Annotated in this window: 8 protein-coding genes; 4 read left to right on the top strand and 4 right to left on the bottom strand. The window is 68.1% G+C overall.

Annotation, left to right across the window (positions count from 1 at the left end; genetic code table 11):
• The first annotated feature begins 1053 nt into the window (after positions 1 to 1053).
• The 4 genes from ACFY1T_RS17785 (at position 1054) to ACFY1T_RS17770 (ending at position 8786) form a co-directional block, all read left to right on the top strand.
• Complete coding sequence (locus ACFY1T_RS17785; protein WP_390788971.1) at positions 1054 to 2949, top strand: ATP-binding protein; 1896 nt, start codon at positions 1054 to 1056, stop codon at positions 2947 to 2949.
• 95 nt (positions 2950 to 3044) lie between these two features.
• Positions 3045 to 4214, top strand: coding sequence for an exonuclease SbcCD subunit D (locus ACFY1T_RS17780; RefSeq protein WP_390788970.1), 1170 nt, complete (start codon positions 3045 to 3047; stop codon positions 4212 to 4214).
• A 67-nt stretch (positions 4215 to 4281) separates the two neighbouring features.
• Positions 4282 to 7734 carry an AAA family ATPase gene (locus tag ACFY1T_RS17775; RefSeq protein ID WP_390788969.1) on the top strand — a complete coding sequence of 1151 codons (3453 nt, stop codon included), beginning with the start codon at positions 4282 to 4284 and terminating at the stop codon, positions 7732 to 7734.
• Positions 7731 to 8786 carry a hypothetical protein gene (locus ACFY1T_RS17770; RefSeq protein ID WP_390788968.1) on the top strand — a complete coding sequence of 352 codons (1056 nt, stop codon included), beginning with the start codon at positions 7731 to 7733 and terminating at the stop codon, positions 8784 to 8786. Before ACFY1T_RS17775 ends, ACFY1T_RS17770 begins: the two co-directional genes overlap by 4 nt.
• Before the next feature lie 68 nt (positions 8787 to 8854).
• Here ACFY1T_RS17770 and ACFY1T_RS17765 read toward each other — a convergent pair whose 3' ends face one another.
• The 4 genes from ACFY1T_RS17765 to ACFY1T_RS17750 form a co-directional block, all read right to left on the bottom strand.
• Positions 8855 to 10852 (bottom strand): N-6 DNA methylase, encoded by a 1998-nt coding sequence (locus tag ACFY1T_RS17765; protein WP_390788967.1) that lies wholly within the window; start codon positions 10850 to 10852, stop codon positions 8855 to 8857.
• Positions 10843 to 11475, bottom strand: coding sequence for a restriction endonuclease subunit S (locus tag ACFY1T_RS17760; protein WP_390788966.1), 633 nt, complete (start codon positions 11473 to 11475; stop codon positions 10843 to 10845). Before ACFY1T_RS17760 ends, ACFY1T_RS17765 begins: the two co-directional genes overlap by 10 nt.
• Before the next feature lie 103 nt (positions 11476 to 11578).
• A complete protein-coding gene (locus ACFY1T_RS17755; RefSeq protein ID WP_390788965.1) occupies positions 11579 to 11794 on the bottom strand; it encodes a hypothetical protein in 216 nt (71 codons plus the stop codon).
• Positions 11795 to 12101: 307 nt separating this feature from the next.
• Positions 12102 to 12677 carry a dihydrofolate reductase family protein gene (locus ACFY1T_RS17750; protein WP_390788964.1) on the bottom strand — a complete coding sequence of 192 codons (576 nt, stop codon included), beginning with the start codon at positions 12675 to 12677 and terminating at the stop codon, positions 12102 to 12104.
• Positions 12678 to 12853: the final 176 nt, after the last annotated feature.

Below are 12853 nucleotides of genomic sequence, written 5' to 3'. Positions count from 1 at the left end.
ATCCGTTTGGTAGGCAGCAAGGCGTGCGGAACGGAGCAAGAAGGGCATGGAGCCTTCGGGAGGGTCGCCATGCCACCAGGATTGACGAATGGGTCCCGGCGCGGCAGGGAGCGCACGAGCGCGCACTGTGGCACGCCGGTAGGCAGCGTCCTGTAACCCATCGTGATCACCGGGGCCAAAGTGTGCAGGGCGAGGGGCATGTCTTGGCCGATGTCCCCGGACGCACCCGCGACCAGTATCGTCCGTCCGGACTGGAGTCGGGATTCGTCGATGTCGCTCGCGGAAATGCTCCTTGCCCGAATGGCAGGTGGCCAGGGATCGGTGAGCGAGGAAGGCCCCACGACCGGGCGCTCATGCCCATGGCGGGCACGTTTCCTGCATCAGTCGCAGTCGGTGCGCAGCGTTGTGGAGCGATGGGTCGAGCTGGAACTCGACTCCCAACGAGAACCAGGTGACCGGGACAGCCTGTGAAATGGCTGGGTGCCTGATCGTGCAATCCGTATGTGGGGTCGGATGAAAATACGTAGGATGCGTCGAGCCGCATGAGGGTGGGGTACTCGAGGCGGATGTCCCGCGTGCGCCTCACAGCGTGTGCGAGCTGCCAACGAGGGGGGCGCGTGCGTCTACAGGTCGGCTTGGGCCCGCTCGCTTATGTTGCCATCGGTGAGGGCGACGGTTGCCGGGACGTCACCGCCTGCCGGCGGGGCCATCCGTCCGTCTCCTCCGGTGCAGATGCTCACACCACGGCACCAGTGTCACCTCTCGCCGCCGATAGACGCTGCACGATCGCCTGACGCTGTCGACCCCGGGGCTCGCCACCATCCGGCCCGACGGGTACCCGAGTTCCAGAGCAGTCCTGAAGCGTGCTGCTCAGTCCACTTGGGCCCATTCCGGCCAGAGCATCCCGCCTCGCGATCACATCGGTAACGCGATCTCTGTGACCGGCACCCGTCGGGCTACAGGGTTCCACAGGGCCACAGCTCGGGGACGGGGCCGCTCCTCAGCCCGCCGTTTCCATGATCAGGTACCGCACCACACAGGGAGAGCCCGCCGATGACCGACACCGATTCCGGGTTGTCCGATGCCGACACCACACTGCCCGGCCACCTCGCCGCAATCGCCGCGGGTCGGAAGGGCAGAACGGCGGAGCAGCAGGTAGGGAAGGTGGCCGGTACCGAGGACTCCACACCCTTGAAGTTCCATGTGGCCGTGGCAGCCGACGCCTACCTCCAACTCGACGACGTCGTCAGCACCCGTCGACAGGTCCCTGGGCGCGGAACCGTTACGACCTCCGGTGTGGTCACCGAGGTTGTCGCCCGCCACGAGGGTGCCGCCTTCGACTCGGACGTGTTCCTCATTGCCGACGGGATCCTGCCGGCGCACATGCAGGAAATAGCCGAGGTCACCACGACTCGCGTTGACCCCGAGTGCTATGTGCCGCCCCGGCCCGGTGAAGTGGCCATCCGGGCGACGGGGGCGGACCGCGACGCCGCGCTGTACTTCGACCGTATGGACACGCGAATCCCCGTCGGAATTGGCCGCGACGGCGAACCGATCTACCTCAACCTTGAGTTCCTCGACGGTACCCGTGGAGCCCATGCATCCATCTCGGGCATTTCGGGGGTGGCAACCAAGACTAGTTTCGCGCTGTTCCTCCTCCACTCCCTGTTCACCTCTGGAGCGTTGGGCGGCCGAGCCGTCAACGCCAAGGCTCTGATCTTCTCCGTCAAGGGCGAGGACCTGCTGTTCGTTGATCAGCCCAACACCTGCCTCAACGATTCCCTACGCGCCGCTTACGGCCGGCTCGGCCTGCCCGCCCGGCCTTTCGTCTCCGTCGGCTTCCATGCCCCGCCGCTCCCCGGCGACACCACCGGCCGTCCCCACGTGACCGGCCGGACCAGCGGCGTTACTGCGTTCTGGTGGACCCTCACAGAGTTCTGTGAAAGCGAGTTACTCCCGTACGTGTTCACCGACGTCGCGGACGAGAAGAACCAGTACACGATGGTGGTTCACCAAGTCACCGGTCGGCTGCGCCGGGAAGCCCGACCTGCCGGGAACGATGGGGCGGTTGCCGTTGACGGAATCGTCCTCCGCACCTGGGAGGAGATGATCGAATTCATCACCGAGCGGGTCACCGACGAAGCCACCCGTCCGCTCTGGGCGGGACCGGCCGTGGGAACCGGCACCGTGAACGCGTTCGTCCGGCGGCTGAGGTCCTCTCAACGGCCGCTCACCCCCTTGCTCCGGGGGGACCTGAGCACGGTCACCGACCATCCGGTTGACCACTCGGTCGACACGTCGCGACACCAAGTCACAGTTGTTGACCTGCATAACCTGCCCGAGCGTGCTCAGCGCTTCGTCGTCGGTGTCGTCCTCGCAGTGGAGACCGAACGCAAGGAACAGGCTGGGCCCGGCGGCCTCCTCTTCACGATGATCGACGAGCTCAACAAGTATGCGCCCCGCGAAGGCTCTTCTCCGATCAAGGATGTGCTGCTCGACATCGCCGAGCGCGGTCGTTCGCTCGGCATCATCCTCATCGGAGCTCAGCAGACCGCCTCCGAGGTCGAACGCCGTATCGTGTCGAACTCTTCGATCAAGATCGTCGGACGCCTCGACCCTGCGGAGGCCACCCGTCCCGAGTACGGGTTCCTGCCCAAGGGGCAGCGGCAGCGCGCCACCCTCGCGAGGCCCGGCACCATGTTCGTCTCCCAGCCGGAGATCCCGGTGCCGCTGGCCGTCGAGTTTCCCTTTCCGGCTTGGGCCACACGGCTCTCCGAGGTCGGCGAACTTGCCTACGCCGAACCCGCCTCCGCCGACGGCTTGGCCTCCCCCAGGGGTGCCGCCGGGGAGATGCGGCCAAGTCCGTTCGACAAGCTGCCGGCCACCGCTGACGACCGCTGGCTCGACGACTGCGACGGCGGCGCCGTCGAGGAGCGCCCACTCTACTGACGGCCCACCATCCGAGGGCTGCCGCGCCCCACACCGCCATCCCACCCCGTACCTGCCCGCCCGGCCTGCTTCGTTCATCCGGAAGGACCGTCCCGGTGAAGTTCCTCCACACCTCAGACTGGCACGTCGGCAAGATCCTCAAGGGCCGCAACCGGCTCGACGAACAGGCTGCCGTGCTCAGCGAGATCACCCGGATCGCGCTCGGCAACGAGGTCGATGCCGTGCTTGTTTCCGGCGACGTCTATGAGCACTCGGCGCCGACTGCCGACGCTCAGAAACTCGTTGTACGCACCCTGATGCAACTGGCCAGGCGGAACATCGAGGTCGTCGTCATCGCCGGCAACCACGACCACGGTGCCACGTTCGAGGCGTACAAGCCGTTGATGGGGGTCGCCGGCATCCACGTCTACGGCCAGGCGCGGCCGGCGGACAAGGGTGGCGTACTCACCTTTCGTGCCAAGTCCACGAACGAGCCCGTCAACATCGCGGTCCTGCCGTTCCTCTCCCGCCGCTACGCAGTCCGAGCCGCCGAGATCATCGCGAACACCCCCTCGCAGAACGTCGGTGCGTACGACCAGCTGGTCCGCGACGTCCTGGGCGATCTGACGGCGGCCTTCACCCCGGATGCCGTCAACATCGTCATGGCGCACCTGACGTGCACCGGCGGCGCCTTCGGCGGTGGCGAACGGGCCGCCCAATCGATCATGGAGTACCACGTCCCTGCCGCGATCTTTCCCGTCGAGGCCCACTACGTGGCCCTGGGCCACCTCCACCGCCGACAGCGGATCCCGGCAGCCTGTCCGGTGCACTACAGCGGATCCCCGTACCCGGTCGACTTCGGTGAGCAGGACAACACGCACGTGGTCTGCCTCGTCGAAGCCTCTCCCGGCACTCCGGCGCAGGTCACCGATGTCCCGGTCACCGCCGGCCGCCGGCTGCGCACGGTCGAGGGGACCGTTGCGGGGCTCATCGCCGACCGAGCGGCCTACGGCGAGGACTACCTCCGGCTCGTCGTCACCCAGCCCGCGTACGCCGGCCTGCGCGACGACCTGACCGAAGCCCTGCCCAATGCCCTGGAGATCCGCATCCACTCCGACTATGCGAGTTCCAGCGTCAAGGCAGGCATGGCCGTCGACCAGCCGGCCAGGACGCCCGCGCAGTTGTTCACGGACTACTGCCACAGCGTCGGCGTCAGCGACGACCGGGTGGTGGAGCTGTTCAACGAGCTGCATGACGACCTCACCCGCTCGACCACCCGTCCCTGAGAAGCTTCCGCGCTCCGCCCTCCGGCACCCAGGTCCCTCACACACCCGGTAAGGAACAACACCCCAGATGCGCCCCGTTCGCCTGGAGCTCAACGGCTTCGCCGGTTTCCGTGTCGCCACCGTGGTCGACTTCGCCGACGCTGACTACTTCGCCCTCGTCGGCTCCACCGGGTCGGGGAAATCCACCGTCCTCGACGCTTTGACGTTTGCGCTGTACGGCTCGGCTTACCGCTGGGGCCGGAGCAACGCCATCTCCTACGCGCTCGCTCCCACCAGCAACCGATGCACCGTCTCGCTCACCTTCGATGTTGCGTCCCAGCGCTATCAGGTGGCCCGCGAGGTTCGCCGGATCGGCCAGCAGGTACAGCAGAAGACCGTCAGCTTGGTCAGGTTCGCCGACCCCGCCGCGACCCTTGTAGACCGGAACGGGCCGCAACCCGAGGTCTTGGCCGGCGAGATCAAGGAACTCAATGCCGCCGTCGAGCGGCTGCTTGGCCTGTCCTTCGACGACTTCTGCCAATGTGTCGTCTTGCCTCAAGGTGACTTCGCCCGGTTCCTCTCCGCGAACAGCGCCGACCGTCAGCGGATCCTGCTGAAACTCCTCGGCGCCGCCCACTTCGAGGGCATCGGCAAGCGTGCCGGCATCCAGAGGGACGCGGCGGCCAAAGAGGTGGACGTCCTCACCGAGCAACTCGGCCGCTACACAGACGCCACCCCCGAAGCCGAGGCCGACGCGGATGTGCGGGTATCGGCATTGGAACTGCTGGCCACCAGCGTCGACGCACTCGTCCCAGGTGTCGACGAGGCTCGTGCCCGTACGGTCGAAGCCGCGTCCCGTGCGGACACGCTTCGCGCCCAGGCCGACCTGCTCGCCTCCGTGAGCCTCCCGCACGGCATCGAAGAGGTCCAGCGCGCTGCCGAAGACGCGAAGACCGCCGTCGAGAAGGCGCGCGAGGCGAGCGACGAAGCCGTCCGGGCCCTCGCCGACGCGCATGCGGCCGACCGGACCGCCCCCGAGCGCGCCGCCCTGGAACACACCCGTGACCTCCACGCGGAGAGGGCGGACCTGGTTGCGCACCGCGAGGGGCTTTTCGCGGCTGCGGACCGTGCTGACCGGAAACTGGCGTGGTGCCTTGAACAGTTACGCAGCCGTGCCGGCGCCGTCGAATCCGCCCGCACGGACGTGGCGGAGGCTCGCGGTAACCTCGAACGTGCCCATCAAGCGCACGATGAGGTCCGGCGCCGCCGGGACCGGTTGGCTGGTGTTCGTACCCCTGAGGGGCTGCCCGTGCTGGCCCGTCGGGCGGCGGAGCTCGCCCGGCAGGCCGAAGAAGCGGAGAGGCGACTCGCCAAAGCTCAGGAACGCCACCAGCAGACGGCTTCCGCGCTCGCAGCGGCCGGCGACGAAAGGCTCCTCACCGATGCCCGCGTGGCACTCGACCAGCTCGACCAAGCCACAGCCGACCTTGACGTCGCCACCGGAGAACTGGACCACGTCGTCCAGACGGCCGCGCGGACCGATGCTGCGGTGACCACTGCGCAGTCTCTCCTCGACGCCGCCGCGACCGCTGTGGAAGAGGCACGTACCCTCGCCGGTGCCGGTCAGCTGCGTCCGGCGCTCCAGGTCGGCCACGCCTGCCCGGTCTGCGAGCAGAACGTCACCGTGCTCCCGACACCCCTGCCTGATCCGGCGCTCGACGCGGCCGAGGCCGCAGCGGTCGTCGCGACCCGCCAACACCGCGAGGCACTGACCCGCCAACAGGAAGCAGCCGCCTCGGTCGCCGGTCGGCAGCGTACCGTCGACACCGTCTCCGGGCGGCGCACCCTGATCGAGCAGCGCCTGGCCGTCCTGCTCTCGGATCTTCCCGGAGCGGCCGTGGGAGAGCCCGAAGTCTTCCCTGGCGCAGTCCATGGCTCCGTTGCGGACGGCAATACCGGGGCCGGAGCCGACCGTATCCGGCTCGACGGGCTCTGTGCGGTACGCGAGCGGCTTGCCGCCGCCGAAGAGCAGGCCCGCGCTGAGGTACGGGAGGCCGGGGCCGTGCACGGGACCGCGTTGACTGCCGCCGGTGCGCTCCTGCGGGAGCTCGAACGGTCCCGCACCGTGCTCGACAGGCAGCTGGGCGCCTTGGCCGACCTCGAACCGCCCACTGCGGAGCGGTCTGTTCCCGCCGATTCCGAACACCGCGGAGCTCGGGGAGCCCCAGCCGACCTGACGGCTGCGTGGGCCGGACTGGAAGCGTGGGCCCGCGCTGCCACCACCGAAGCCGAGGCCGACCTGTTCGCTGCCGCAGGCGCGGTCACCACTGCGGATGAGGCCCACCAGCAGGCTGTCGCCTCCCTCGAATCAGCCGACCGGGCGCATGAGGAAGCAAGGGGTGCGCACACCCAGAGCGTGCGGGACGCCACGACCGCCGAAGCCGACCGTACCGCCCTTACCACCCGGCTTCGCGAGCTCGAGGATCTGCTGTCCGGAGCGCCGTCGGCGCAGGCAATCACCGGCCTGCTCACCGAACGTACCCGGCTCGAAGCCGCCGTGACCGCTGCCACGGCCCGGGCCGACCACACGCGCGACGAACTCGGGGAGGCGCTGGCCGAGAGCCAGCGGTCCGTGACCCGAACCGAAGCCGCCCGCTCCGAACTGACGGCCGCCCGGGACATCGTGGCAGCACTCGCCCCTCCTCGCCCCGACACCGCCGACCTCGCCGCTGCCTGGGCCGAACTCGTGTCCTGGGCTGCCCGTGAGGCCGCTGCCCGCCGGGCCGAAGCGATAGGCAGGCATGCCGAAGCCCAGGCCGCGGCCGACGAGGCCGCCAAGCTCCTGGAGCGACTCGAGTCGCAGCTGAGTGAACACGGTCTGGACCCCGGCAGCTTGGGTGAGGGGCCCGGCCGTGCTGCGCGCGCACCCAGGGTGGTCACGATCGCCGTCGAACGGGCTCGTGCCGAGGCGGAGCGGATCGTACGCGAGCTCGCCGAAGCCGCTTCTGTCAGGGAACGGATCGGCGCCGCGCGCACCCGACAGCACGTGGCCGCCGAACTGGCCCGGCAGATGCGATCGGAACGGTTTCCGCGATGGCTCGCCGAGTCCGCGCTCGACACCCTGGTCGAGGGCGCCTCGGAGTCGCTCCGCCGTCTCTCGGGCGACCGTTTCGACTTGAGCCACCGCAAGGGCGAGTTCTACGTCGTCGATCACTCCGACGCCGATACGGAGCGCTCCGTCCGCACTCTGTCCGGCGGGGAGACGTTCCAGGCCAGCCTCGCCCTGGCGCTCGCTCTTTCCGAACAGCTGGCCGGCCTCGGTGGCGCAACGAAACTGGAGTCCATCTTCCTCGATGAGGGCTTCGGCACACTGGACCCCGAATCCCTCGACATGGTCGCCGACACCCTGGAGACCCTCGCTCAGGGCGACCGTATGGTCGGTCTGATCACCCATGTCTCCGGGCTCGCTGAACGTGTACCGGTGCGTTTCCGGGTGTACCGCGACACCCACAGCTCCGTTGTCACCCGGGAGGGCACATGACGAACACCGCCCGCCTGGCTCCGATGCGGTTCCATGTTGACGGCTGGGACCCCACTTACGGTTCGAGCGTCGAGAACGCCGAAGGTCTTGACGACTCCGTGGGTGGCTCCAGCGCGAGCGTAGTCCTCGACGTCGAGACCGTCACCGCCGACTGGAAGCCGATCTCCCCCTCCTACGGTCCCGCGCCCGGTGCCGTCCTGTTCGTTGACGGCGTGCGTCGAGTCGAGGCCCGTATCTGGATCGAACAACCTCCGCCTGCCGAGCGGCTCGCACCCGTCGCCGCCGACTCGCACCACTCCGCCGCCGATGCCGCGATGGCCCTCTGTGCCTCGTACGCTGCCGGCACTGTGTGCTGCTGTCCCGGCCACGGCGCGCACCTGCTGACGGTGGAGTCACGGCGTGGCCTGTTCACCACCGCCCCCAACGCTGTCGACGTTCCCACCACGGCAGGTACCTACCGGGCGCACGTCACCGCCGACGACATGGAGGAGAACCTGGCAGTTTTGCTCTCGTCGGCGCTCCAGAGCCGCCTCCACGACTTGGAGGTCCTCGTGGCGACCAACGCCCGAACCGCTCTCGACGGGCACGGCGTCGCCGTCGGCTCGGACCTGTTGGTCGTCGACGGCCCGCTGCGCGGCCGCACCCACCTGCCGCGTGCCCTGGGCTTCATCAAGTCCCACCGCACCGCCTACCTACCTCCTGACCTCCATGCGATGGTCGCCCACCTCGCTCCGGGCGAACGTACCCCAGTGTTCCTCATGGGTACCTCCTGGGATCGCCATGCCTGGTATCTGCGCCTGCCGTGCACGCCCGGCCCCCCGTGGGCCGGGGTGGTTCGCCTGGAATGCGCCGCCAATGTCCCGCGGGAAGAGGCGGTGGCTCTGGCCGACCTTTCGCAACGCGTGCTGCCGCGGTACGCCGGCTGCGAGTACAAGGATCCCCGGGCCCCGCAGAACCTCGTTCCGGTCGCCGGTCTGGAACGGGAATTGCGCCGCCGCCTGGGAAACTCGTCCCTCCTGACCAGAGCCCTCCGTACGGCAGCGGCCGCATGACCTCCGGTGGCAGTGCCGATTCCGCTCCGCGCCGGCGATCTCGACGGGCTCGGAGCCTGCATGGGCCATCAGCGGTATCCGAGCCCCCGGAGGCGGGATCGGAGCCGTTCCGCCGCCGCCAGACTCTGCTGCTCCAGGTCTGCGTACGAGGTCTCGTACCGGTCGCCCCACGACCGGTAGAGCGCGACGAGCTCCTGCCGCTGTGCAGCCACGCGTCCCGTGACGCGTGAGCAGAGATCGTGACCGAGGACCTCCAGTACTCGTTCACGAGCCGGGCCCCTGTGCCAGGAGGAATTGCCGTCCGCTGCCACCCATCGGTCGATCACTCCGGCAAAGCCGCGTAGTTCCAGGCTTCTGAGGTCGTCCTGCCGGTCGGACCACCAAGCCGCGAGGATTCCCGTCAACTCGTACCGGTCCAGGATCCCCAAGGGTAGGAGTTCCTCACGGAAGGAAGCCATGAGGTGGGAGCGCGACTCGAACAGCTTCTTTGCAGGCGCGAGTTCGGCGATCTGCACTGCCGCGCCCTCCCACCATTGGCAGCACTGGTCGATGAGCCCGCGCTCGTGGGTGGTCGCGAGCTCCGGGATGCGGGCGGCCGCGGCTTCGCAGCCTTCCGCCGGGAAGCTGAAATAGTCCAGGTCCCTTGGCTGGAAGAGGTCTGCGAGATCGATGCCGAAGGAACGGAACCTCGGCTCCTCCGCCTCCACCTCGCTTCTGGGGACGCCACCGAACAGCGCCGCGCGGACGTCCAGCAACGGCCCTTCCGGCGGGGCGGTGTCCACGTAGCGCGGGATGTTGAGGTTGAAGTCGTTCTCCGCGATCTCCTCCAGCGTGACCACGCGGGAGAAGCCGTTGATGTCAGCCCTCTCCCGGAAGGCACTCGCGATCTTCTCGATGTTCTCCGGCTCCAGGCGGTTCAGTGACCTGCCGGTGACCACTTCGCGCTCGGCATTGATGAACAGCACGGTGCCGCGTTCGCCCACTGGCATTCCGTCACTGCCACGCAGCACGAGGATGCAGGCGGGGAGGGATGTGCCGTGGAATACGTTCGGCCCGATACCGATCACTGCTTCGAGTCGACCGTCTTCGACGATGCCCCGGCGGATCTCGGCTTCGGAGCCTCCCCGGAACAGCACACCGTGCGGGGTTACGACGGCTCCGATCCCGTCCGGGCGCAGCACGGCGAGTACGTGCTGGACGTTCATCAGATCAGCCTTCTTCCCCTGTGCGGGAGTCCAGCCGTATCGCATCCGTTCCGGGTGTTTGATCTCCTTCTCCGCGTAGTTCATCGAGAACGGAGCGTTGGTCAGCACCCGGTCGAAGCGTCTCAGCCGGCCGTCACCGCACAGGTGGAGCGGATCGGCCAGGGTGTCACCGCAGAGCACCGAGCCGTCCGTCACGTTGTGCAGCAATAGGTTCAGCCGGGCGGTGGAGCACGTTTCGACGTTCAGTTCCTGCCCGAAGAGGGCGAGGTCGACGGCGTCCCGGCCGTGCTCGGCGACGTACTCCTTGGCCTGGAGGAGCATGCCGCCGGAGCCGGCGAAGGGATCGTAGACCGACTGCCCGGGTTCCGGACGCACCAGATCCACCATCAGCTGGACCACGGAACGAGGCGTATAGAACTCGCCCCCTTTCTTGCCTGCCGCGTCGGCGAGCCGGCCCAGCGTGTGGTCGTAGGCCCGGCCGACCACATCGCTGAACTCCAGATCGTCGTCACCCAGAGGAACATGGTCGAAGTGATCGATCAGCGCCTTGAGCCGGGCCTGCCCCAGCCCCCTGTTGAAGTCGAGGGCTCCCAGGACTCCGTCAAGTCTGTCCGGGTTGCTCTGCTTCAGTGCCGACAGCGCCGTGTTGAGAATCTCCGGCGCCTTGGTCTTGGAATCGACGATGTGCCGCCAGCGCGACTCGTCGGGCACATTCAGGATGCCGGGCTGGTCAGAAGCACGCTTGAGCAGCAGTATTCCGAAGAGGACGTCGCGGTACTCCGAGGCATCCAGCCGACCGCGCAGGATGTCGGCTGCCTTGAAGAGTTCCTCCGTCAGTCGCCCGACGGTCATCAGCGCCATGTGTCCCTCGTCCCTTGGAGCAGTTCCGTGAAGATGGCCGGCCGCAGGGACTCCAGCCGCTCGACCATCTTCCGTTGGATCCTGATGTGGTCGGCGACGTCTGCGAGTGCTTCGACGACGGCGTACTGCCGGTCCATGGGCGGCACGGTGACCGAGAGCTCCCTGAGCAATGCCGAGTTGAGGGCGGGCACGGTACCGGGGAGGGCCTGGCCCAGCATGGCCCTCTGCACCGGCGGATGCGACAGGTAGGCCGCCAGGAAGGCGGGCAGGACGCCACCGGGCAAGGGCCTCAGGCGCAGGCAGGACGTTCCGTAGAGCCATCCGGACTGAGCCTGGTCGATGAGCGCCAGCCTCCCGAGTGCCCCTTGCCGTACGACGAGCACGTCGCCCTCCCGTACGGCGAACCGCTCCAGCCGGGCCGCGTCGCCCTGCGGCACGCGTCGCACTCTGCGGCTGTCCACCCTGTGGTCCGAGGCGAGGTCCGGTGGCGAAATCACGGGCACACCGTCGGGACCGTCGTGCAGGCGGTCCAACAGCGACCCGGACGGACCGGCCGTCACCTCGCAGAGGTCGCCCAGTTGAATCCGGGCACCATGGGTCGTGGGTGTGTTGCCTTGTGGCACGACACCTCACCTCCTTTCCTCGCTCCTGTGGTTCCGTTCTGCGGTTGGTGTGTGGTGGGGCGCGGTACTGAGCACGGCGCCCCACCGCACACACGTCACATGGTCAGGCGACGCAAAGCCGGTGCCGCATCGCGGCCCGTACCAGCTCCTCCGTCGCTACGGTCAGCAGAACCGTAGCCACTACGGCCAGTGCATCGGCCGCGTGTCCGGTCATCGCGGATCCGAAGACGCAGACCACGATGATCACAACGAGCGGCAGGACACCGCTCTTGGTCCGAGGCGGTAAGGCCCAGGCATTATGGGTATCGACAATCCGCACGGGTTGTCCTTTCCGTTCCCGCGCACGGCGCGGGGATGGTCGTACCGCACCGCCCTGCCGGGCGTCCAAACCACGCGGGGTGGTGCGGTATTTGATGAGCCGGATGGCCTTGTCGATGGCCGTGGGCGGGAATCGGTGCGCTTCTCCCGGTCCATGACCACTCACGAAGCCCCGTTGTTCTCGAGCCTCGATACACCGAAGCGTACACATCGTCAGCCTGCGAAGCTAGCTTCGCAGTTGAAGATGAGGCTGCGTCTCGCTGCACGCAGGCTTGGGCAAGGCGTTCCTCGCCCCGCTATGGTGAGGTCTAGAGCCCGGTCCGGCCCGCCACGCGGTAGCGGAGGTAGACGACTTTCGAGCTGAAGGTGCGGGTCTCGACGAGTTCGAGATCCACCCGGCGCTCGTCCCGGGGAAAGAACGGGATTCCGCCGCCGACCAACACCGGGTGGACGACGGCTTGGTACTCGTCGATCAGGCCCGACGCGGCCGCCTCGGCGGCGAGGGTCGCGCCGCCGATTGCGATGTCGGCTTCCCCCGGCTCGGCCCGGAGCCGCTCGATCTCCTCCGTCAGGCCGCCGGAGAGCAGGCGGGCGTTGCCCTGCACCGCCGACAGCGTGGTGGAGAACACCACCTTGGGGAGCGGGTTCCAGAGGGCGGCCCACTCCAGCTCGGGGCCGCCGAGCGATGGATCCTGGTCGGCGGTCTCCCAGTACAGCATCGTCTCGTACAGCCGTCGTCCCAACAGGTGGACATCGACCTTTCGGATCTCGTCGATCCAGAAGCGGAAGACGTCCTCGTCGGGATCCGTCCAGTCGAACCTGCCATCTGGCCCGACGATGTAGCCGTCAAGGGAGACGCCCATCGAGTAGGTCACGTTGCGCATCGGAAGTCCTCCTCGGAGACAGGATGCGACACTACGACTCCCACTGCCGCAGGCCTCGTCTCGGCTCGCGGGTCGACAGACCGTCCTGGAAGGCGTCTGCCTGCGTTGACCGGATGCGTCGGACGGCCGGGTCTCAGATATCCGGGAGCGCGGACGGGTGCGCTCGGCGTCGGCAG

Origin of the sequence: Streptomyces sp. NPDC001194, assembly GCF_042896985.1 — a bacterium.
In the GTDB taxonomy this organism is placed as follows: domain Bacteria; phylum Actinomycetota; class Actinomycetes; order Streptomycetales; family Streptomycetaceae; genus Streptomyces.
Note: the sequence above shows the minus strand (reverse complement) of the source record. Positions and strands in the feature narration are given on the sequence as shown.